Origin of the sequence: Streptomyces tibetensis (genome assembly GCF_040647715.1) — a bacterium.
Classification (GTDB): Bacteria; Actinomycetota; Actinomycetes; order Streptomycetales; family Streptomycetaceae; genus Streptomyces; species Streptomyces tibetensis_A.
Genome location: NZ_JBEZCR010000011.1, coordinates 177,847 through 199,448, shown reverse-complemented (window position 1 = coordinate 199,448; position 21,602 = coordinate 177,847). Strand labels below are relative to the sequence as shown.

General features: G+C 71.7%; 16 protein-coding genes and 1 tRNA gene. 7 read left to right on the top strand and 10 right to left on the bottom strand.

All coding sequences use genetic code 11. The annotated features are described in order from the left end of the window. Window positions 1-96: 96 nt before the first annotated feature. Window positions 97-1,647 (top strand): GMC oxidoreductase, encoded by a 1,551-nt coding sequence (locus AB0B29_RS28150; RefSeq protein ID WP_362244255.1) that lies wholly within the window; start codon window positions 97-99, stop codon window positions 1,645-1,647. A gap of 304 nt (window positions 1,648-1,951) precedes the next feature. Continuing rightward, complete coding sequence (locus tag AB0B29_RS28145) at window positions 1,952-2,758, top strand: AfsR/SARP family transcriptional regulator (protein ID WP_362244254.1); 807 nt, start codon at window positions 1,952-1,954, stop codon at window positions 2,756-2,758. Window positions 2,759-2,821: 63 nt separating this feature from the next. Here AB0B29_RS28145 and AB0B29_RS28140 read toward each other — a convergent pair whose 3' ends face one another. Then, window positions 2,822-3,265, bottom strand: coding sequence for a nuclear transport factor 2 family protein (locus tag AB0B29_RS28140; protein ID WP_362244253.1), 444 nt, complete (start codon window positions 3,263-3,265; stop codon window positions 2,822-2,824). A gap of 85 nt (window positions 3,266-3,350) precedes the next feature. Beyond that, entirely contained in the window at window positions 3,351-3,809 is a 459-nt protein-coding gene (locus AB0B29_RS28135; RefSeq protein ID WP_362244252.1) for a MarR family winged helix-turn-helix transcriptional regulator, read from the bottom strand. A 357-nt stretch (window positions 3,810-4,166) separates the two neighbouring features. Between AB0B29_RS28135 and AB0B29_RS28130 the strand changes: the two genes are divergently transcribed. The 5 genes from AB0B29_RS28130 (at window position 4,167) to AB0B29_RS28110 (ending at window position 8,460) form a co-directional block, all read left to right on the top strand. After that, complete coding sequence (locus tag AB0B29_RS28130; RefSeq protein WP_362244251.1) at window positions 4,167-5,438, top strand: beta-ketoacyl-[acyl-carrier-protein] synthase family protein; 1,272 nt, start codon at window positions 4,167-4,169, stop codon at window positions 5,436-5,438. 79 nt (window positions 5,439-5,517) lie between these two features. After that, on the top strand, window positions 5,518-6,825 hold the full coding sequence (locus AB0B29_RS28125) for a beta-ketoacyl synthase N-terminal-like domain-containing protein (protein ID WP_362244250.1): 1,308 nt from the start codon (window positions 5,518-5,520) through the stop codon (window positions 6,823-6,825). Window positions 6,826-6,830: 5 nt separating this feature from the next. Then, entirely contained in the window at window positions 6,831-7,076 is a 246-nt protein-coding gene (locus AB0B29_RS28120; protein ID WP_362244249.1) for an acyl carrier protein, read from the top strand. Window positions 7,077-7,142: 66 nt separating this feature from the next. After that, entirely contained in the window at window positions 7,143-8,042 is a 900-nt protein-coding gene (locus AB0B29_RS28115; protein ID WP_362244248.1) for an NmrA family NAD(P)-binding protein, read from the top strand. Window positions 8,043-8,235: 193 nt separating this feature from the next. Then, the gene (locus tag AB0B29_RS28110) at window positions 8,236-8,460 is read left to right on the top strand and encodes a DUF6059 family protein (protein ID WP_362244247.1); all 225 of its coding nucleotides are present in this window, start codon (window positions 8,236-8,238) and stop codon (window positions 8,458-8,460) included. Window positions 8,461-8,737: 277 nt separating this feature from the next. Here AB0B29_RS28110 and AB0B29_RS28105 read toward each other — a convergent pair. From AB0B29_RS28105 to AB0B29_RS28070, 8 genes are all read right to left on the bottom strand, one after another. Next, window positions 8,738-8,814 (bottom strand) — tRNA-Thr (locus tag AB0B29_RS28105). 107 nt (window positions 8,815-8,921) lie between these two features. Then, a complete protein-coding gene (locus tag AB0B29_RS28100; protein ID WP_362244246.1) occupies window positions 8,922-10,544 on the bottom strand; it encodes an alpha/beta hydrolase in 1,623 nt (540 codons plus the stop codon). Window positions 10,545-10,655: 111 nt separating this feature from the next. Next, the gene (locus AB0B29_RS28095) at window positions 10,656-11,861 is read right to left on the bottom strand and encodes a DNA polymerase III subunit delta' (RefSeq protein WP_362244245.1); all 1,206 of its coding nucleotides are present in this window, start codon (window positions 11,859-11,861) and stop codon (window positions 10,656-10,658) included. Window positions 11,862-12,194: 333 nt separating this feature from the next. Continuing rightward, a complete protein-coding gene (gene tmk / locus AB0B29_RS28090) occupies window positions 12,195-15,512 on the bottom strand; it encodes a dTMP kinase (RefSeq protein ID WP_362244244.1) in 3,318 nt (1,105 codons plus the stop codon). 334 nt (window positions 15,513-15,846) lie between these two features. Next, window positions 15,847-18,675, bottom strand: coding sequence for a type I DNA topoisomerase (gene topA, locus AB0B29_RS28085; RefSeq protein WP_362244243.1), 2,829 nt, complete (start codon window positions 18,673-18,675; stop codon window positions 15,847-15,849). A gap of 246 nt (window positions 18,676-18,921) precedes the next feature. Next, on the bottom strand, window positions 18,922-19,119 hold the full coding sequence (locus tag AB0B29_RS28080; protein WP_362244242.1) for a hypothetical protein: 198 nt from the start codon (window positions 19,117-19,119) through the stop codon (window positions 18,922-18,924). 217 nt (window positions 19,120-19,336) lie between these two features. Continuing rightward, entirely contained in the window at window positions 19,337-20,875 is a 1,539-nt protein-coding gene (locus tag AB0B29_RS28075) for a DUF7059 domain-containing protein (RefSeq protein ID WP_362244241.1), read from the bottom strand. A 67-nt stretch (window positions 20,876-20,942) separates the two neighbouring features. Further along, the gene (locus AB0B29_RS28070; RefSeq protein ID WP_362244240.1) at window positions 20,943-21,533 is read right to left on the bottom strand and encodes a small secreted protein; all 591 of its coding nucleotides are present in this window, start codon (window positions 21,531-21,533) and stop codon (window positions 20,943-20,945) included. Between the last annotated feature and the right edge of the window lie 69 nt (window positions 21,534-21,602).

Here is a 21,602-nt window from a genome sequence, read left to right as displayed (position 1 = left end):
TCGTCGACCGACGCACTGAGCGCGGTGGCGGCCGGGCGGCCGGATCGTCGGCCGCCGCCCGTCCCAGCACCTGTTCTTCGCTCAGCAAGGAGTGGTATGTCAGGCAGAAACGGGCTCTCCCGTCGCCGCTTCCTCACCGGTGTCGCGGCAGGTACCGCGCTCGGAGTCCTTCCGCTGCGGTCTGCCGCCGCCGCGGAATCCGTCAAGATACTGATCATCGGCAGTGGTTACGCCGGCAGCGTCGCCGCGCTCCGGCTCGCGCAGGCCGGGCTGGACTCCGTGGTCCTGGAACGCGGCAGGCGGTGGCCGATCACCGCGCAGGGCGGCACCTTCGCCACCCCCGCGGCACCGGACGGCCGGGCCTCCTGGCTGAACTCCTGGAGCCCTTTCGTCAGCCAGCAGCTCGACGTGTACCCCGGGGTGCTCGAGGCCGTCCAGGCCGATGGGGTCATCGCCCTGGCCGGCGCGGGCGTCGGCGGCGGTTCGCTGGTCAACAACGCCGTCATGCTCAAGCCCTCCAAGGCAGCGTTCAACCGGGCGTTCGGCACCCATATCGACTTCGATGAGATGAGCGAGCAGTGGTACGCCAGGGCCCGCTCGCTGATCGGTCCGGCACCGATGCCGGACGACGTGTACAAGTCCACGCACTACACCGCCGCCCGCTCGTTCACCGCCGAGACCACGGCCGCGGGACTCGCCCCGTTCCGGGCCGACATGGCGGTGGACTGGCAGACGGTGCGCGAGGAGCAGGCGGGCACCAGGGAGGCGTCGCTGATCATCGCCCGCTCCATCTGGGGTGCCAACAGCGGTGCCAAGCGCAGCGTCGACCGGACCATCCTCGCGGCCGCCGAGGCCACCGGCCGGGTCTCGGTCAGGACGCTGACCCGAGTGGTGGACGTGGTGCCCTCGGCCGGCCGCTATCTGGTGCGGTGCGAGCGCATCGACGACACCGGCGCCGTGGTGGCCCGGCCCGAGTACAACGCGGAGCACGTCTTCTTCGCGGCAGGTTCTCTGGGCACGAGCCGGCTGTTGGTGCGCGCCCGGGACCGTGGCAGCCTGCCCGCCCTGCGCGCCTCGGTGGGCAGGGGCTGGGGCACCAACAGCGACCGTCAGACGGTACGGGTCGGCATGCCCTGGAACAACCCCACCCAGGGCGGCCCGTCGGGCATCGTCGCCCAGGACCTCGACAACCCGTATGAACCCGTCACGATGATCAACTTCCCGTGGCCGAGGCCGCCCGCGGACGGTACCGGAGCGCTCGGTGCCCTCGCGATGACCACCTGCTCCGCCGACGGGTACTTCAGCTATGACGCGTCCACCGACGCCGTCTCCCTGACCTGGCCGAGCAGCGGGGCCGCAGCAGTACGTGCCACCCAGGCGGTGACGGCCACCGTGGACCGGATCAACGCCGCCAACCCCGGCACCTCCACACTGCGGTTGAACGCCGACACCACTTCCCACTCGCTCGGTGGCGTCGTACTGGGCCAGGCCTGCCGGCCCGACGGCCGGCTGTACGGCTACAACAACCTCTACGTGATCGACAGCTCGCTCATCCCGGGAACCATGGCCACGGTGCCGCCGGCGCTGACGGTCACCGCGCTCGCCGACCGATGCGTGCACCAAGCGCTGCAGCGCATCCTGGGCTGAGGTGATGCCGCCCGGCCGGGCTGCTCGACGGCGGCCCGGCCGGCGACACAAGCGGCGTACAGAGTCGTACCGAAGCGACCGCTGCCTGTTGGAAAAAACCGGCACCACGTCATTGGCGCAAGCAACGTTCGGATCGCTTATCGCCGCCGCTGGAATCATTCGCCCATACGCTCGAATATCGGGCGCCATTTACGGGTAACTTGCAACGTAAGGCATCGCACGCGCAGCGCTCGGGCGGTGTCGGGAATCTGGGGAAAAAGCAGACACGCAGCTCGACTCAGGTGACGCACACGGGGGGCAGAACGTGGAATTTTCCGTCGGCCTACTGGGAATTCTGGAATTACATTTCGGTGAGATATTCTGCGTTCCCAGCGCACCGAAACCGAAAAAAGTCCTGGCGCTACTTCTCGTCTACTGCAACCAGATAGTCCCGGTCGCGGACCTGGTGGACGAACTGTGGGAGGACCAGCCGCCACCGAGCGCCAAAACGACACTCCAGACATATATCCTGACGCTGCGCAGGCTGTTGCAGCGCGCGGACCCCGCTGCCGGCGAGTGCCTGGTGACGGCGGGGCCCGGGTACATGCTTCGCATCCCCGACGACGCCTTCGACCTGTACAGCTTCGACCAACTCGCCAAACAGGGCCGGGAGGCGATAAGTCAGGGTGACGACGCGGGGGGCGTGATCCTGCTGCGCCGAGCGCTGGCTCAGTACCGGGGCCGCGTGCTGGCCGATGTCGACACCGGCCAGCTGCTCAGCGCCCACACGACCAGGCTGGAGGAACTCCGGCTGACCAATCTCGGGTTGTGCATCGACGCCGAGATGAGACTCGGCCGGCATCAGGAACTCCTCGACGAACTCGCCACGCTCGCCGCCCACCACCGCTTCCACGAGAATCTGCACGCCCAGTACATGCGGGCGCTGTGGCGGTCCGGTAGGCGCTCCTGCGCACTGGATGTGTACAAGCGGCTGCGCCGATCTCTCGCGAACGAACTCGGCATGGAACCCGCCTGGTTCCTCCAGCAGTTGCAGAGCGCCATACTCTCGAACGCCACCCCGCAGAACCTGCGGCTCCCGGGCGTCGGCAAGCCGTATGAGCCGGCCCGCTGACCACAACCTTCCTTTCGGACCGGTGCGCGGGCCCCGAAGTGATTCGGAGCCCGCGCACCGGCGTCAGACCAGGTCGTCCCTGCTGACCTGACGGTGCTGCACCAGCCAGACACCCGCACCGTCGCGCACCAGCACGTCCTCGCATACCGTGCTGCGGTGCAGCATCGGAGTACCTCCGAGGGGGGTGGCGACGACCAGCGCGTAGCACCGGGCCGCCGCACTTCCGTCCGGCCGGGGCTCCACCGTCAGCATGCCGAGCCAGTGCCGGTGCCTGATGCCCTGCTCAGCGAGCGCGGCGCGCGCCTTGGCGCTGCTTGCGGCGAGCGACGCACGGCCGACCGCCCGGTCATGGCCGCCGTGCAGTACGAAGACGCCGTCCTCGGTAAAGGTCTCCGCCCATTCGTCGGTCCGCCCGTCGTCGAGCGCCTGCATCTGCCGAGCGTAGAAATGTGAGACCTCGCTGTACAGCCGTTCCGTGTCGAGCGATGCGGTGCCGGTGTGCGGCATCGGACCTCCTCCGCGCGTAGGGACCCTCAGCCTCCCCGGCCCGTCTGGAGGGCGGCTGGAGCCGCGCTGGAACTGCCACCGCCGCTCAGCCGGCGCCGGATCCGTCCGTCGGCCGGGACGCCTCGTACAGCCGCATCAGGAAGGACATGAACTGTTCGCGCTCCTCCGGCGCGAACGGCGCGAGAAGTTCCTGCTCCAGTTGTGCGAGGGCGGCGGTCACCATCGGCCAGGTGCTCCGGCCGAGCGGTGTCAGCCACACCCGGCTGCGCCGGGCGTCCTGTTCGTCCGCGGTGCGCCGCACCATGCCCGCCACTTCCAGGCGCTTGACGGCCTGCGTCGCTGTAGGAGCTTCGACCCGAACCCGCCGGGCCAGTTCTCCGACCGTGCTTCCGTCCGACTCCCACAGGCACCCCAGGAAGAACTGCTGTCCGGCGTGCAGCCCGAAATCATTGAGCAGGCGCTCGGCACGGATCCGGGCGGAACGCCCCGCCAGGGAGAAGAGGGTGCTGAAATCCCCCAGGGACGCGGCGGGCTGGGCGGTCATGCGGATGTGACCTTCGGATCGCTGACGGCATATGGGGACCGGGCCGATGAAACGGAGCGGCTCGCCGTCATGATACGCGGCGACCTCTCCCCCGGCCCGGCCCCGCCTCCACCGGATTCCTAGTCCAGTTCCAGCGGCGCGGCCAAGGATGATCCGCGTCCCCGTGTCATCCACGGGGACGCGTAACGCCACCGCCCGAGCACGGGAGAGGGTCGATTCGATGGACAGCACACAGCCTTTGACGGGGGCGGCCCGGAATACGGCACCTCGGCGGAACCGCCCGAAGCATCAGCTGCCAGAAGGTCCCGGCACGTACGAATCCGGCCGTCCCACGGTCCGGGCCCATGGCGGATCCCAGTGAGTCGCCGGGTCGCCGTCACGGGCATCGGCGTCGTCGCACCCGGCGGCAACGGAACGAAGGAGTTCTGGTCACTGATCACCTCCGGCCGGACCGCGACCGGCCCCCTCACCTTCTTCGACGCGACGCCCTACCGGTCGCGCATCGCCGCGCAGTGTGCCTTCGACCCGCTGACCGCCGGCTTCTCACCACGGGAGATCCGGCGCCTGGACCGGGCCGCCCAGTTCGCCGTGGTCTGCACGCGGGAGGCGCTCGCCGACGCGGGCTTCGCCGCCGACTCGACCCTGGTGCCCGAGCGGACCGGCGTGTCCATGGGCACCGCTGTCGGCTGCACGATGAGCCTGGAGAACGAGTACGCCGTCGTCAGCGACGGTGGCAGGGACTGGCTCGTCGACCACCGGCACGCCGTACCGCAGCTGGTGGACTACCTCGTACCCAGCAGTCTGGCCCGCGAAGTGGCATGGACGGCGGACGCCCTCGGTCCGGCCGCGGTGATCTCGGCCGGCTGCACCTCGGGGCTGGACGCCGTCGGGCACGCCTGCGAGCTCATCCGGGAAGGAACCGCGGACGTCATGCTGACCGGCGGCACCGACGCCCCGATCTCACCGATCACGGTGGCCTCCTTCGACGCGATCCGGGCGACGTCACCGCGCAACGACGACCCGGCGACCGCCTCCCGGCCCTTCGACCGGACCCGGGACGGCTTCGTCCTCGGCGAGGGCGCCGCCGTGCTGGTGCTGGAGGAATGGGAACACGCCAGGTCCCGGGGCGCCCACGTGTACGCGGAGATCGGCGGTCATGCCTCGCGCAGCAACGCCTACCACATGACGGGACTGCGCCCGGATGGCCGGGAGATGGCGGAGGCGATCACCCGCGCGCTGGACGAGGCCCGCGTCGACGCGACGGCCGTGGACTACGTCAACGCACACGGCTCCGGCACCACACAGAACGACCGGCACGAGTCGGCCGCCTTCCTGCGCGCCCTCGGAGAGCACGCCCGGACCATCCCGGTCAGCTCGATCAAGTCCATGATCGGTCACTCGCTCGGAGCCATCGGCGCCATCGAGATCGCCGCATGTGCCCTCGCCCTGGAACACGGCGTCGTACCACCCACCGCCAATCTCCACGAGGCGGACCCGGAATGCCCACTCGACTACGTACCGCTCACCGCCCGGGAACAGCGTCTCGACACCGTCCTGACGGTGGGCAGCGGCTTCGGCGGCTTCCAGAGCGCCATGGTGCTCACCCGGCCCGAAGCGGCCCGCCGATGACTTCCGGCCATCACCCCGGCTCTCACCCGCATCCCACCACGATCGCCCGACTGACGCCCGCAGAAAGGATGGTGGACCAGTGACCACCCACGCACCCCTGGCGGGCTCCCCGGCCACCGGCCACCGGGACCCGGCCCTCGTCACGGGCCTCGACGTAAGGGCGGCCAACGGCAGCGGCACCGAGGCCTTCTGGCAAAGCCTCCTGGAAGGGCACAGTGGCATCGGCCGGATCACCCGGTTCGACGCCTCCGGCTACCCGAGCCGGCTGGCCGGCGAGATCGACGACTTCGATCCGGCCACCACCCTGCCCAGCCGCCTCCTGCCACAGACCGACCGCGTCACCCAACTCGCCCTGACGTCCGCGTCCGAGGTGCTGCGGGACGCCGGTCTGGACCCGACAGAGCTCCCCGAGTACGGCGTCGGGGTGGTCACCGCCAACTCCGCCGGCGGATTCGAGTTCGGCCAGCGGGAGTTGGAGAGCCTATGGGCGAAGGGCCCCCGGCACGTCAGTGCGTACCAGTCCTTCGCCTGGTTCTACGCCGTCAACACCGGCCAGATCTCCATCCGGCACGGCCTGCGTGGACCCAGCGGAGTCCTGGTGTCCGGTCAGACCGGCGGGCTGGACGCGGTCGGGCACGCACGCAGGATCCTGCGCAAGGGGACGCCCGCAGTCCTCACCGGGGCGATGGAGTCGGCACTGTGTCCGTGGGGGCACGTGGCAGAGCTGACCGGCAACCGGCTGAGCACCGCTGACCGTCCCGAGGACGCTTGCCTGCCCTTCGGGGAACGCGCTACCGGACAGGTCGCCGCCGAGGGCGGTGCGCTGCTGGTGCTGGAGAGCGCTGCCTCGGCCCGCGCCCGGGGCAGCATCCGCGACTACGGCGAAGTGGCCGGCTACGCGGCCTGTTTCGACCCGCCGCCCGGCTCTGGGCGGCCCGGCGGCCTGGTCCGGGCCGCCCGGGCCGCGCTGGCAGACGCGGGCACCGAGCCGTCGGCGATCGGCGCGGTGTTCGCCGAGGGCGCGGCCGTACCGGAGCTGGACTCCCAGGAGGCCGCCGCGATCACCGAGATCTTCGGTCCGCACGCGGTCCCTGTCACCGCGATCACCTCCCTGACCGGTCGGCCCGGCGCCGGGGCCTCCGCGCTCGACCTGGCGGCGGCACTGCTCGCGGTCCGCGACAAGTTGATCCCTCCGACCGCCGATGCCGGCCACGTCTCGGCCGCCCACCTCATCGACCTGGTGACGGGACGGCCGCGCCCGCTCGCGGGCGACGCGGCTCTGGTGCTGGCCCGCGGGCACGGAGGCTTCAACAGCGCCGTCGTCGTTCGCCGCGCCGACCGGCCACGGCAGTCGTTCCGCCCCTCCAACGAAACCACCGGAAGGTGACCCACATGACTGAACTCACCCTCGACGACCTGAAGCGCGTGATGCGGGAGTGCGCGGGCGAGGACGAGAGCGTCGACTTGGACGGCGACATTCTGGACTCGCCGTTCGAGGACCTCGGCTACGACTCGCTCGCCCTCCTCGAAACGGCGACCCGAATCGAGCGGGAACGCGGCGTGAGTGTGCCGGAGGAAGTGCTGAGCGGGGCCAAGACGCCCCGGCTGCTGCTGGACGCCGTCAACTCCACTTCCTGACCGGCCGGTGGCCGTCGCCGGGCGGCGGCCACCGCGCGCGGTGAACCGACTCGTAGGTGAGGAATCATGACCGATCGACCTGTCGTCCTCGTCACCGGAGCAACGGGGGCGCAGGGCGGCTCCGTAGCCCGTCACCTGCTGCGGTCCGGCCGCTGGGCGGTGCGGGCCGTGACCCGCGACCCGCGGTCGCCGGCGGCCAGCGCGCTGGCCGCCTCGGGCGCCGACGTGATCGCCTGCGACCTGACCGACGACCGACAGGTGCGCCGGGCGGTGGCCGATGTCCGGGCCGCGTTCCTGGTGACCGACTACTGGTCGCTCAAGGAGCGCGAGTACGACGCGGCCCGTACGACCGCCGACGCCGTGCTGTCCGCCGGTGCCGAGACGCTGGTGTACAGCAGCCTCCCCGAGGCTCACCGTCGCAGTGGCGGCAAGCTGTTCCTGCCGCACCACGACGGCAAGGCCCGGCTGGAGGAGGAGCTGCGCGGACGCGGTGCGCCGGTCGTCACGGTCCATCTGTCCACGTACTACGAGAACTGGCCCGCCCGTCGGCTGCGCAGACAGCCGGACGGTTCGCTCGCCTTCGCGCTTCCGCACGGGGACACGCCGCTGCCCGCCGTCTCGGTCGCCGACCTCGGCCCGATGGTGGCCGCTGTACTGGAGGCGGGGCGCACGATGCACGGCGAAGTGGTCAAGGTGGTCGGTGACCTGCTCCCGCCCGCTGCCTATGCTGCGGCGCTCACCCGGGTGCTCGGAGTCTCGGTCGCCTACCGGGACGTCCCGTACGAGACCTACCGGGAACTGCCACTGCCCCATGCTCGCGCCATCGCGGACATGCTGGAGTTCACCCGGCGCCATCCCGACGTCACCACAGCTGACGTGGATCGCGCACGGACCCTGCACCCCGGGATGCGGACTTTTGGGGACTGGGCGGAGTCGATGCGCGGTGAGTTCGCGCACCTGCTGTGAGACGGCGGCCGGGGACGCATCCGTACGGTGCGGTCGGCGGTGTCATGGAAGCCGTCTGTGCACGGGCCCGTATCCGGAGTGTGCGGAGTGCGTTCCGGTGGTTCTCGATCGTGTCTGTGTTCCTCTTCGACCGTCCGGTTCGGACGATCCCGGCGCATGGCCCGTCACCGCAACGACCGGAGTGAAGCCAGCCATGGAGATGTCTCTTGTCCGCCGCCTGCTGCGTTCGATATACCGCAGTTTGGTGGCGTACGGAACGATGCATACGGGTGTGGATCCGGACGGCTCGGGCGGGACCGCGCCTGCGTCGGCCCGGCCACTGCGAGGGCCCGGACCGGCCCACCCTGAGCGGGTGCGGCTGGATGTGCCGCTCACACCGTCGGAGCGGGCGCACCTACGGGAGCTGCGCTCACGCTGATCCGCGAGTGGACGCGGCGGTCGCCGTCCCGTCCGCCGACACACACGACCGAGGTGACCGCGCTCGATCGGATCCACGCTGACTTCTGACATGCAGCACGTCCAGCTCCGGCGTGCAGGCGCGCCAGGATCACCGCCGACGGGGCCTCGGCGGCCATCACCTGGTCCAAGCAGCGGTCCACGACTGCGACCGGCGCGGTGACGATCAAGGACGCCCGAATGGGAAGGTCATCGAAAACAAGAAACCCCAGGCCAGAGGAAAGACCTGGGGTTTACCATGGAGCCGCCTTCGGGATTCGAACCCGAGACCTACGCATTACGAGTGCGTTGCTCTGGCCATCTGAGCTAAGGCGGCGCGCTGTCCGCACTATGGTGCGATCAGCAACGACGGTAAGTCTACACAGTTTCGAAGGGTGCTCCGTACCAGCCCCGGAGGCGGGCCTTCCGGGGCCGGCAGCAGGGCTATGAGCAGCGCTTTCCGTCCGTGGGAGGGGTGCCGCGCAGGAGATAGGCGTTGATCGTCCTGTCGATGCAGGAGCTGCCGCGGCCGAACGCGGTGTGGCCGTCGCCCTCGTAGGTGAGCAGGCGCGCCGAGGAGAGCTGGCCGGCCAGGGCTTGCGCCCAGCGGTAGGGGGTCGCCGGGTCCCGGGTGGTGCCGACCACGACGATGGGCGCCGCGCCCTTCGCCTCGATGCGGTGCGGCTCCCCCGTGGCGTGCACCGGCCAATAGGCGCAGTTCAGGGACGCCCAGGCGAGGCCCTCACCGAAGACCGGCGACGCCTTCTGGAACTCGGGCAGGGCCGCGCGCACCTGCTCCGGGGTGTCGAAGGCGGCCGGCAGGTCCAGGCAGTTCACCGCCGCGTTGGCGAACATCAGGTTGCTGTAGGCACCGTCGGCGTCCCGCTCGTAATAGCTGTCGGACAGCACCAGGAGACCGGATCCGTCGTTCTGCTTCATCGCGGACGTCAGCGCCTCGCGCAGCTGCTCCCAGGACCCCTCGTCGTACATGGCCGCGATCACACCGGTCGTGGCGAGCGACTCGGTGAGCCTGCGGCCACCGGCGTCACCGGTGCGTACGGGCCGGGCGTCCAGCTTCTCGAAGAACGCCTTGAGGTTCGCTCCCACCCGCTCGGGCGAGGTGCCCTTGCCGCCCAGTGGACAGTCGGACTGCCGCACGCAGTCCTTCGCGAACGACCGGAACGCCGTCTCGAAGCCCGCCGTCTGCTCGAGGTTCAGCCGCCGGGCCGGCAGCGACGGGTCCATCGCGCCGTCCAGCACCAGCCGTCCCGCCCGCTCGGGGAACAGCCCGGCGTACGTCGCCCCGAGGAACGTGCCGTAGGAGGCACCGACGAAGTTCAGCTTCCGGTCGCCGAGCGCCGCCCGCACGATGTCCATGTCCCGGGCCGCCTCCACGGTGGACACATGGCGCAGCAGCCGGGGCGCGTCCTTGCCGCAGCCCTCGGCGAACGTCCGGTACGCCCCGACCAGCCCGTCCGTCTCCTGCGCGCCGTCCGGAGTGATGTCCGTCCGCGTGTACCTGTCCATGCCCGGCCCGTCCAGACACCTCACGGGCTCGCTGCGGGACACACCGCGCGGGTCGACGGCCACCATGTCGTAACGGGCCCGCACCTCGGCCGGGTAGCCGATGCCCGCGTACGTCTGGACGTAGCCGATCGCCGAGCCGCCCGGCCCGCCCGGGTTCACGAGCAGCGAGCCCAGCCGCTTGCCCGGTCCGGTGGCCTTCTTGCGGGTGAGGGCGAGCCGGATGTCACCGGCGGACGGCTCGGCGTAGTCGAGCGGTGCCTTCAGGGTGGCGCACTGGAAACCGGGGGCACCGCAGTCCCGCCAGGCCGGCTTCTGCCCGTAGTACGAGGAGAGCGCCGCGGGCGTGGCCTTCGGCAGCGCGCCCAGGGCCGCCTCCTGGGCGGCGGAGGCGGCGGAGGTCGTCGCGCTTCCGGAGGAGCAGGCGGAGACGAGCAGCGCGGCCGTGGCGAGGAGACCGACGGCGGTCTCGGCCCGGTTGCGTGTCCTGCGGTGGAGACCCCCGGAGCCGGAGGCGGAACGGGGGGTACGCCGTGTGTCCATCCAGCGATCGTAACTCTGGGCGACGGGCTGAGTGCCCTGCGTGCACGTCGTGCCTCGTACGAGTTACCGCGTCAACGGCATGCCCGGCCCCCCGGGGCGCCTGCCGGTCTCTCAGCCCGCCCTGAGCGCCATCGTCATCGCCTCGACCGCGAGCAGCGGCGCCACATTGCGGTCCAGGGCGTCGCGGCAGGCCGCGATCGCCTCGATGCGGCGGAGCGTGGCCTCCGGGGAGCTGCCGCGGGCGAGGCGCTCCAATGCCTCCTCGGCGTCCGCGTTGGCGATGGCCACGCGTGAGCCGAGCTGGAGGGCGAGGACGTCGCGGTAGAAGGACGTGAGGTCGGTGAGGGCGAGGTCGAGGCTGTCGCGCTGCGTGCGCGTTCTGCGGCGCTTCTGCTTGTCCTCCAGGTCCTTCATCACGCCCGCGGTGCCGCGCGGCATGCGACCGCCCTGGGCGGCGCCGAGGGCGGCCTTCAGCTCCTCGGTCTCCTTGGCGTCCGTCTCCTCCGCGAGCTGCTTGGCGTCCTCGGCGGCCGCGTCCACGAGTTCCTGGGCGGCTCTGAGCGCGCCACCGATCTCCTCGACGCGCAGCGGCAGCCGGAGCACGGCGGCGCGGCGTTCACGCGCGGCCGGGTCGGTGGCCAGGCGGCGCGCCCGGTCGACGTGGCCCTGGGTCGCGCGGGCCGCCGCGGCGGCGACGTCCGGCTCGACGCCCTCGCGGCGTACGAGCATGTCGGCGACGGCGTCGACCCTCGGCGTGCTCAGGTTCAGGTGGCGGCAGCGGGAGCGGATGGTCGGCAGGACGTCCTCGATGGAGGGGGCGCACAGCATCCAGACCGTGCGGGGTGCGGGTTCCTCCACGGCCTTGAGGACGGCGTTGGCCGACTTCTCGTTCAGCCGCTCGGCGTCCTCGACGAGGATGATCTGCCAGCGGCCGTTCGCCGGCGAGGTGAACGACTTGCGGACGGTGTCGCGCATGTCGTCGGCGAGGATCTGCGTGCCGACGGCGGCGACGGTGGTGACGTCGGCATGGGTGCCGACGAGCGCCGTGTGGCATCCGTCGCAGAAGCCGCAGCCCGGGGAGCCGCCGAGGGCCCGGTCGGGGCTGACGCACTGCAGCGCCGCCGCGAACGCACGCGCCGCCTGGTTCCGCCCGGCCCCGGGCGGCCCCGTGAACAGCCACGCGTGCGTCATCTTCGACGCCTCGGGCGGCGGGGCGGCGGTGGCGGCCGCGGTGACCTGCGCGTCGGCGTCCCGGGCGGCAGCGGCCAGCTGCTCGCTCACCCTCTCCTGCCCGACGAGGTCGTCCCACACGGTCATGGGTCACGCCGCCCTTCCGTCACGTTCCGCTGTGCGGAACCCATTGTGGGGGCGACCACTGACAACACCCGCCACCCCGTCCGGTGCACGGCGTCCGGCGGACCACCTCGCAGTCCGGACCCGGGGTTGCCGGCGCGCCGACCCGCCGGGGCCCAACCCCGTCCGAGTACGGACCCCGTCCGAGTACGGACCCCGGGCTCCCGCGCTCCAGCCCGCCGGGCCTCGGACCCTCGGCCGAGTCCGGACTCCGGGCCCTCGCGCCGACCGGCCAGAGCCTCAGCACCCCCGGCCGATCCCGGACCCCCGAGCTGCCGTGTCGATGCGCCGGAGGCCTCAGCGCCCCCGGCCGCCCCTCCCCCGGCGCCCGCGGCCCTGGTCCGGCTCGTCGTCGTGCGGCCCGAGCAGCTCGTCCGCGAGCGAGGGCAGGTCGTCCAGCGGTGTCTCCTCGGCCCAGTCGGACCGGCGGCGGCGCGGCGTCCCCTCGGCGTCGACCTGGGGCATCTCCCGCGTACGGTCCTCGGTGCCGTCGGGCCGGGCGGCCGGGGCCTCCTCCCGGAAGTACCCGGGCGGAACCCGGTCCGCCGGTTCGTCCCCGCGCACGGGCGGGAGCACGGCCGTCTCCTCGGCGTCCTCGGACCGGACGGGAGGCAGCACGGCCGTCTCCTCGGCGTCCCCCGGCCGGACCGGGGGCAGCACCGCCGTCTCGTCGGCCGCGCCGTAGGCGTCCCGGTCGGGCACCTGCGGCAGCACCTCGGTGTCGTCCCCGGGGCGAGGCGAGAACGGCGGCAGAGTCTCCGTCTCCGACCCGCCCACCAGCGGAACCGGCGGCTTCGGCAGCTCGGCCGTCACCTCGGCGTCGGACTCACCGGCGGCCCGGCCCCGGTCCGCACGCCGCTCCTCGTCCCGTACGGGGCGCAGCACGGTCGTGTCGTCGGCCGCACCGCCCGGTGTCACCACCGGTGTGGGCACGGTCGCCGCGTCCTGAGCGGCCGCCGAACCCGCGGCGCCCTTCTTCGCAGTGGAGCTCTTGGGGCCGACCTCGGCCGCAGCGGCAGCCGCCTCCGCGAGCCGCCGGGCCTCCTCGGCCCGCAGCAGCGCCGCCTCGGCCTTGCGCTGCTTCTCCAGGCGGAGCGCCTCGGCCTCGGCACGCAGTCGCGCCTCCTCCTCGGCCTGCTTGCGGCGCCGCTCCTCCTCGGCCCTGCGGCGTGCCTCCTCCTCGGCGCGGGTCTTCTCCTCCGCGAGGAGCCGGGCCCGCTCCTCCTCGGCCTTCCTGCGCGCTTCCTCGGCCCGGCGCCGGGCCTCCTCCGCCTGCCGTTCGGCCTCGCGGCGCTGCGCCTCCTCGAGCTCCCGGCGCTTACGCTCCTCTTCCTCGGCGCGCAGCTTGGCGAGCTGCTCCTGGCGCTCGCGCTCCAGGCGCTCCTCCTCGGCCTTGCGGGCTGCCTCTTCCTCGGCCTTGCGGCGGGCCTCCTCCTCGGCCTTCTTCCGTGCCTCCTCCTGGGCCTTGATCTCGGCCTCGGAGAGCGGCAGCACCTGGTCGAGACGGTGCCGGATGACGGTCGTGACGGCCTCGGGCTCCTGACCGGCGTCCACCACCAGGTACCGCCCGGCGTCGGCGGCGGCCAGGGTCAGGAAACCGGCCCGCACGCGCGCGTGGAACTCCGCGGGCTCCGACTCCAGCCGGTCCGGCGCCTCGGTGAACCGCTCGCGCGCGGTCTCCGGGGCGACGTCGAGCAGCACGGTCAGATGCGGCACCAGCCCGTTCGTCGCCCAGCGGTTGATCCGGGCGATCTCGGTCGGCGACAGGTCACGGCCGGCGCCCTGGTAGGCGACGGACGAGTCGATGTACCGGTCGGAGATGACGACCGCGCCGCGCTCCAGGGCGGGCCGTACGACGGTGTCGATGTGCTCGGCCCGGTCGGCCGCGTACAGCAGCGCCTCGGCGCGGTGCGACAGGCCCGCGCTGGACACGTCCAGCAGGATCGACCGCAGCCGCTTGCCCACCGGCGTGGCCCCCGGCTCGCGTGTCAGCACCACCTCGTGGCCCTTGGCGCGGATCCACTCGGCGAGCGCCTCGGCCTGGGTGGACTTCCCGGCCCCGTCACCGCCCTCCAGGGCGATGAAGAAGCCGGAGGCCGCGGCCCCCTGCTCCGGGTCGTCGCCGCCGAGCAGCGCGTCCTTCAGGTCCTGCCGCAGCGGCACACCGGAACGGTCGTCGACCTTGGCCAGCACCAGCGCGGCGACGGGCAGCAGCAGGGCGCCGGTCAGCATCAGCGTGAAGGCCGCGCCGCCGTGCGCGAAGACGAACTTGCCGCTCTCCAGCCGGTGCGGTCCGATCGCCGCCGCCACCAGCGGGGCGATCACCGCGCCGAGCGCGACACAGACCCGGACGACCGCGTGCAGGTGCTCCGTCGTGCGGGCACGCCGGCTCTCCTCGGTCTCCTGGTCGAGCAGGGTGTGGCCGATGTTGGCGGACAGGCCCGCGCCGACGCCGGCCAGCGCGAGGATCAGCAGCACCGTGGTGACGTCCGGGACCAGCCCGGCGGCCAGCAGGGCGACACCGGTGAAGGCGATCGTCAAGGCGAGCAGCCGGCGGCGCGACAGGGCGGGCACGAGGGCGGGCGCCGTGCGGATGCCGACGACCACACCGCCGGTCAGCGCGGCCACGAACAGGCCGTAGAGCACCGGGCCGCCGCCCAGGTCCTTGGCGTGCAGCACGGCAACGGCGACGGCGGCCGACACCGCAGCCGCGACGGCCGCACAGGACAGGACCAGCAGCGGCATCGCACCGGTGCGGCCCTTGTCGGCGCCGGTGGTGGTCTTCGGACGGCGCAGTCCCTCCAGCGGCGACCGCGCGCGCGGGGTGCGTGTGCCGGGCAGCTCCAGGAAGGTCAGCACGGACAGGGACGCGGCGAACAGCCCGGCGGCCACATAGGAGGCGAGGGCCGCCTGGTGCTGGCCGAACCAGTCGACACCTGCGCCCAGCAGGTTGTTGAACAGGGACGCGACGACCAGGACGACGGCCGCCAGGGGGATCGCGGCGAAGCCGGTGCGCAGCGACAGGCGGCGCAGGGCGTCCATGTGGTCGGGCAGCGGCCGGACCGTCGCCCCCTCCGGCGGCGGGGCGGGGAGCAGCGCGGGCGCCGCGCTCTCGCGGCACACCGTCCAGAACCGCTCGGCGACCCCCGTCACGAACGCCGTGACGAGGAGGAGTGCCAGTGCGTTGCCGGGCGTCCAGTCGATCCACAGGGGCGCGACGATCAGCAGCGCCGCGCGCAGCCCGTCGGCGCCCACCATGGTCCAGCGGCGGTCGAGCGGGCCGTCCTGCGAGGTGAGGGCGGTGAGCGGGCCGAGCAGAACGGCGCCGAAGAGGAGTGTGGCGAGGATGCGCACCCCGAAAACGGTCGCCACTGCGAACGCCGCGCCCCGGTAGCCGCCTCCGAACGAGCCTTCGGCAACGGCTGCCTGGAGCGTCAGGAGGACCAGCACGAGAAGGGCGAGGGTGTCCCCCACGCCGCCCACGAGCTGTGCGCTCCACAACCGCTTCAGCTGCGGTCGTCGCAGCAGGGCGCGGACGGCACGCTCGCGGGAGTCCGCGACCAGGGCGTCGTCGGGGGCGGGCTGAGGGGCCGTTGGGTGGTCGGCTCGCGTCATGCGTTCAGCCTATCGGGAGCCACCGACACCCCGGGCGGCGCGGGCTGGCATGCGCACGCCCCGACACCGAAGTGTTGCCGGGGCGTTCGCTTTCCGAACCCTGGGCGAATAACCGGACGCGGCGGTCCGGTTTCCGGACAGGCTCGAACGACCTCGGTCCTCGCCGGACTTGGCGGACTTGGCGGCAGATGCGCCGCTCAGTCCTCCCCGGACCGGCGGCGAATCCGAGCCCCAGCCCTCCCCGGACCGGCGGCGAATCCGACCCCCAGCCCTCCACAGACCGGTGGCGAATCCGTCCGCCAGTCCTTCCCGAACCCGGCGGCGATCTGTCGGCTCAGTCCTCCGCGGACTTGGCGGCGGTCGCCGTCTTGGCGGCCGTCTTCTTCGCGGTGGTGGTCTTCTTCGCCGTCGTCTTCTTCGCGGTCGTGGTCTTCTTCGCCGCGGTCTTCTTGGCCGTCGTCTTCTTGGCAGGCGCCTTCTTGGCCGCCTTCTTCGCGGTCTTCTTCGCCGGCCCCTTGGCGCGCTTCTCGGCGAGCAGCTCGAAACCGCGCTCCGGGGTGATCTCCTCGACGCTGTCGCCGGAGCGCAGGGTCGCGTTGGTCTCCCCGTCGGTGACGTACGGGCCGAAGCGGCCGTCCTTGACCACGACCGGCTTCTCGCTGACCGGGTCGGTGCCCAGCTCCTTCAGCGGCGGTTTGGCTGCCGCTCGGCCACGCTGCTTGGGCTGGGCGTAGATCGCCAGCGCCTCCTCCAGCGTGATCGTGAAGAGCTGCTCCTCGGCCTGCAGCGAGCGCGAGTCCGTGCCCTTCTTCAGGTACGGGCCGTAGCGGCCGTTCTGCGCGGTGATCTCCTGGCCCTCGGCGTCGGCGCCGACGACACGCGGCAGCGACATCAGCTTCAGGGCGTCGTCGAGGGTCACCGTGTCCAGGGACATCGTCTTGAAGAGGGACGCCGTGCGCGGCTTGACCGCGTTCTTGCCCGTCTTCGGGGTGCCCTCGGGGAGGACCTCCGTCACGTACGGGCCGTAGCGGCCGTCCTTGGCGACGATCGTGTGGCCGGTGGCCGGGTCGGTGCCCAGCTCGTAGTCGCCGCTCGGCTTGGCGAGCAGCTCCTCCGCGAGGTCGACGGTCAACTCGTCGGGCGCCAGGTCGTCGGGGATGTCGGCCCGCTGGTGCTGCTCGGTGTCCTTCTCGCCGCGCTCGATGTACGGCCCGTAGCGGCCGACCCGCAGCACGATGTCGTTGGCCACCGGGAAGGACGACACCTCGCGCGCGTCGATCGCGCCCAGGTCCGTCACCAGCTCCTTGAGGCCGCCGAGGTGGTCCCCGTCGCCGTTGCCGGCGTCGGCCGCGGCGCCACTGACCGTGCCTTCGCCGAAGTAGAACCGCTTCAGCCACGGCACGGACTGCGCCTCGCCGCGGGCGATGCGGTCGAGGTCGTCCTCCATCTTGGCGGTGAAGTCGTAGTCGACGAGCCGCCCGAAGTGCTTCTCCAGGAGGTTGACCACGGCAAAGGAAAGGAAGGACGGCACGAGGGCCGTGCCCTTCTTGAACACGTAGCCGCGGTCGAGGATCGTGCCGATGATCGACGCGTACGTCGACGGGCGGCCGATCTCGCGCTCTTCCAGCTCCTTGACCAGGGAGGCCTCGGTGTAGCGGGCCGGGGGCTTGGTGGCGTGCCCGTCGACCGTGATCTCCTCGGCACTCAGGGCGTCGCCCTCGGAGACCTGAGGGAGCCGGCGCTCGCGGTCGTCCAGCTCGGCGTTCGGGTCGTCGGCACCCTCGACGTAGGCCTTGAGGAAGCCGTGGAAGGTGATCGTCTTGCCGGACGCGCTGAACTCGACGTCCCGGCCGTCGGCCGCGGTGCCGCCGATCTTCACCGTGACGCTGTTGCCCGTGGCGTCCTTCATCTGGGAGGCGACGGTCCGCTTCCAGATCAGCTCGTACAGCTTGAACTGGTCACCGGTCAGTCCGGTCTCGGCGGGAGTGCGGAAACGGTCGCCCGAGGGGCGGATCGCCTCGTGGGCCTCCTGCGCGTTCTTGACCTTGCCGGCGTACGTCCTCGGCTGCGGCGGCAGGTAGTCGGCGCCGTACAGCTGGGTGACCTGGGCGCGGGCGGCGGAGACCGCCGTGTCGCTCAGGGTCGTGGAGTCCGTACGCATGTAGGTGATGTAGCCGTTCTCGTACAGCTTCTGCGCGATCTGCATCGTGGCCTTCGCGCCGAAGCCGAGCTTGCGGCTGGCCTCCTGCTGCAGCGTCGTCGTACGGAACGGGGCGTACGGCGAGCGGCGGTACGGCTTGGACTCGACCGAGCGGACGGCGAACCGTGTCTGCTCCAGGGCGGCGGCCAGGGCGCGGGCGTTCGCCTCGTCGAGGTGGAGGGTGTTGGCGCTCTTCAGTTGTCCCAGGGAGTCGAAGTCGCGGCCCTGCGCGACCCGCCTGCCGTCGACGGTCTGCAGGCGCGCGACCAGCGACGACGGGTCCGACGAGTCTCCCGCGCGGCCGGTCGCGAAGGTGCCCGTCAGGTCCCAGTACTCAGCGGAACGAAAGGCGATGCGCTCGCGTTCCCGCTCCACCACGAGTCGGGTGGCGACCGACTGGACACGGCCCGCGGACAGCCGCGGCATGACCTTCTTCCACAGGACCGGCGAGACCTCGTAGCCGTAGAGGCGGTCGAGGATGCGGCGGGTCTCCTGGGCGTCGACGAGCTTCTGGTTGAGCTGGCGCGGGTTCGCCACGGCGGCCTGGATCGCGGCCTTGGTGATCTCGTGGAAGACCATCCGCTTGACCGGGACCTTGGGCTTGAGGACCTCCTGGAGGTGCCAGGCGATGGCCTCGCCCTCGCGGTCCTCATCGGTGGCGAGGAAGAGTTCGTCGGACTCCTTCAGCAGGTCCTTGAGCTTCTTGACCTGCGCCTTCTTGTCGGCGTTGACCACATAGATCGGCGCGAAGTCGTGTTCGACGTCCACACCGAGGCGGCGGACCTCACCGGTGTACTTCTCGGGCACCTCGGCGGCGCCGTTGGGAAGGTCGCGGATGTGCCCGACGCTCGCCTCGACGATGTATCCGGGGCCGAGATAGCCCTTGATCGTCTTCGCCTTGGCGGGCGACTCGACGATGACGAGTCGGCGGCCGCCCTCTGCGGTCTCGCTGGTCGGGGACAACTTCGCTCTTCTCTCCGGTCGACGCTGGGGCCTCCCCGGAGCTGCTTACCGGGGCTGGGTACGTGGTGACGCTGCGGAGTGTGACGGTACATCCCGCCCCCGTGTCAAACGGGAAAAGCCCGCAACGGCCACTCGAACGGTAACCCGACTACCCCCGATCCTGCCGCCCGGAGTGCCGGGGCCAGGCCTGGCCCGGTGCGGAGCGCGACGTACCGGTCACCGGCAGCTGTGCCGCAGGCCTCGGTCTCAGAGGCGGCTGAAGCACCACGCTCCGAGCGCCAGGGCGACCACCGCGACGGTGCTCGCGAGGGCCGCCGAGGGGGCCGGCCTCACTCCCTCGGCGACGGGCAGGTGCCGACGCACGCGCATCACGGTCCAGGCCAGCAGTGCGCCTCCGAACAGGGAGAACACCGCTCCGGCGAAGATCGCAGGTTCACTCTCCATGACCCGTCGTGCCCCTTTTCCCCTGTCGCGCATCTCCCGGCGACGGGAGGCTGACACGCGCGGGCGGCGGGCAGGCGAACCCGAGGTGAACGCCGGGGCGACACGACGGTGGATCAAGGGCGTCCGTTTCCTTGTGGCCCGTTTCGGTCGAGGTGTTCAAATCGACTCGAAATTATTGGGCGGGCCGCCCCGATGCCCCCTGCGGTCGCCCCTCGGCTCAGCGGACCGGTTCCAGGAACCCCTGCTCGACCAGCAGCCGGATCTGGGCCGGAGTGCGGTCGCGCAGCAGCACCGGGTCCTCGCCGATCAGCTGGGCGATGGCGTCGAGGATGCGGCCGGCGCTCATGGTGCCGTCACAGACGCCCGCGAAACCGGCGCCGACCGTGTCCACCCGGGTCGCCCGGCGCATGCCGCGGTTCTGGCGCAGCACGACGTGCTCGGGGTCCTCCGCGCCGGGCAGCCCGACCTGTTCCTGCACGATCTCGGCGGCGAGCCGGAAGTGCCCTTCGAGCAGCGCGGCGTCGTCGCGGTCGCGCAGGTGGTCGAGCCGGTCGAAATGGGCCCTGATCGTGTCGCCGAGCGGCTGCTCGACGGGGTGCGGCCACTCCTCCACCGTGAGCGAGGGCACAGCGGCGTCCGTCCTGCGCAGGGTGATCCAGCCGAAGCCGACGGCCTTCACCTTGCGCGCCTCGAACTCGTCGAGCCATGCGTCGTACCGCGCCTGGTACTCCGCCGGGTCGCCCTGGTGGTCACCGGCGTCCCGCAGCCACAGCTCGGCGTACTGATTGATGTCCTGCACCTCGCGCTGCACGATCCACGCGTCGCACCCGCGGGGCACCCATGACCTCAGCCTGTCCTGCCAGTCCTCCCCTTCCACGTGTTGCCAGTTGGCGAGGAACTGCGCGAACCCGCCCTGGTTCAGGCGCTCCCCTGCCTCCTGAACGAGCGTGCGGCACAGATCGTCCCCGCCCATCCCTCCGTCGCGGTACGTGAGCCGGGCGCCGGGCGAGATCACGAACGGCGGGTTGGAGACGATCAGGTCATACGTCTCGTCGCCCCGGACCGGCTCGAAGAGGGAGCCCTCGCGCAGGTCGGCGGCCGCGGCGCCGGACAGCGCCAGCGTGAGGCCGGTGATGTGCAGGGCGCGCGGGTTGAGGTCGGTGGCCACCACGCGCGTGGCGTGCTGTGCGGCGTGCAGGGCCTGGATGCCGGAGCCGGTGCCGAGGTCCAGCGCGGCGGCCACGGGCGTCCGCACGGTGATGCCGGCGAGGGTGGTGGAGGCGCCGCCGACTCCGAGGACGACGCCTTCGTCCCGCCGGCCGATACCGCCGGCGCCGCCGACCGCGCAGCCGAGGTCCGACACGATGTACCAGTCCTCGCCGCCCGGACCGCCGTAGGGCCGGACGTCGACCGTCGCGGAGATGTCGTCCCCGCCGGCCCGGGCCAGCCAGCCGGTCTCCAGGCAGGCGTCCACGGGCAGGACCTGCGCCACGCGCGCGTGCGGTACGGGCTGCTGGAGCAGGAACAGCCGGACGAGCATCTCCAGCGGCGTGTCCCCACGGGTCGCCCGGAGCGCGGGCACGGTCTCGCTCCGGGCGAGCGCCGCGTACGCGGGGGCGCCGAGCAGTTCGAGCAGTCCGTCGGCGGTGAAGGAGGCCGCGAGCAGGGCGTCCCGGAGCCGGGCGGCGACATCGGGGCGGTCGGAGGCGGGCAGCGGGGGCAGGGGTGACTGGCTGGCGTTACTCACGCCCCCCATTGTGGCCGCCGGGACGGATGTCGCACGTGCCCGTGCAGGGGTGAGCTGCTCCCGCGGCTCGTTCCCCTCAGCTCTGCGTGGCCCCCGCCGACGCCGTGGCCGCCTTGCAGCTGGACTGCTGGGCCATGGCCTGGCCGACCTCGCCCTCCTCCAGGTTCCTGAGGGCGTCGTTCCCGCTCTGGCTCAGCTTGTCCAGCTCGGTGGCGATGTCCTTCAGGCCGTCGGCGAACTTGCCCTGGTCCTTGGTGTCGAGCTCGTCGACCTGCTTCTTGAGGGAGGCGTACGAGGCGGAGATCGAGTTGAGCTCCTTGACCGCGTCCTGCTGCTTCTTCTCGCCGTTCTCGACGTCGGGCGCCCCGGCCTTGTTCACAGCGGTCCCGATCGCCTTGTAGGCGTCGGACATGTCCTGGAAGGCCTGTGCGTCGGTCTTCTGGACGTCCTTCGGCGTGCTGTTGTCCGAGGTCTCCTTCTGGATCGCGGCATTGGCCGACTCGATCTTCTTGGCCTGCGGCTGTACGGCGTCACAGACCTGCTTGGCCCAGGAGTCCAGCTTGTCGTTGCCGTCGTCGCCGCCGCAGCCCGACAGCGCCAGTACCAGTACCGCACCGCCGGACAGTGCGGCCGCGAGCTTCTTGTTCACCGGATTGGTCCCTTCCATGGCTCTCGGCCCCGGAACATACACGCCAGATGCACGACAACCGCACGCCAGACGTCTATTAAGACCGTT

Coding starts and splice junctions, on each gene's coding strand:
- AB0B29_RS28095 (WP_362244245.1), bottom strand. CDS start 11,861: ATGACCGTGTGGGACGACCTCGTCGGGCAGGAGAGGGTGAGCGAGCAG.
- tmk (WP_362244244.1), bottom strand. CDS start 15,512: ATGACGCGAGCCGACCACCCAACGGCCCCTCAGCCCGCCCCCGACGAC.
- AB0B29_RS28150 (WP_362244255.1), top strand. CDS start 97: ATGTCAGGCAGAAACGGGCTCTCCCGTCGCCGCTTCCTCACCGGTGTC.
- AB0B29_RS28070 (WP_362244240.1), bottom strand. CDS start 21,533: ATGGAAGGGACCAATCCGGTGAACAAGAAGCTCGCGGCCGCACTGTCC.
- AB0B29_RS28140 (WP_362244253.1), bottom strand. CDS start 3,265: ATGCCGCACACCGGCACCGCATCGCTCGACACGGAACGGCTGTACAGC.
- AB0B29_RS28115 (WP_362244248.1), top strand. CDS start 7,143: ATGACCGATCGACCTGTCGTCCTCGTCACCGGAGCAACGGGGGCGCAG.
- AB0B29_RS28075 (WP_362244241.1), bottom strand. CDS start 20,875: ATGGGGGGCGTGAGTAACGCCAGCCAGTCACCCCTGCCCCCGCTGCCC.
- AB0B29_RS28120 (WP_362244249.1), top strand. CDS start 6,831: ATGACTGAACTCACCCTCGACGACCTGAAGCGCGTGATGCGGGAGTGC.
- AB0B29_RS28100 (WP_362244246.1), bottom strand. CDS start 10,544: ATGGACACACGGCGTACCCCCCGTTCCGCCTCCGGCTCCGGGGGTCTC.
- AB0B29_RS28110 (WP_362244247.1), top strand. CDS start 8,236: ATGGAGATGTCTCTTGTCCGCCGCCTGCTGCGTTCGATATACCGCAGT.
- AB0B29_RS28080 (WP_362244242.1), bottom strand. CDS start 19,119: ATGGAGAGTGAACCTGCGATCTTCGCCGGAGCGGTGTTCTCCCTGTTC.
- AB0B29_RS28135 (WP_362244252.1), bottom strand. CDS start 3,809: ATGACCGCCCAGCCCGCCGCGTCCCTGGGGGATTTCAGCACCCTCTTC.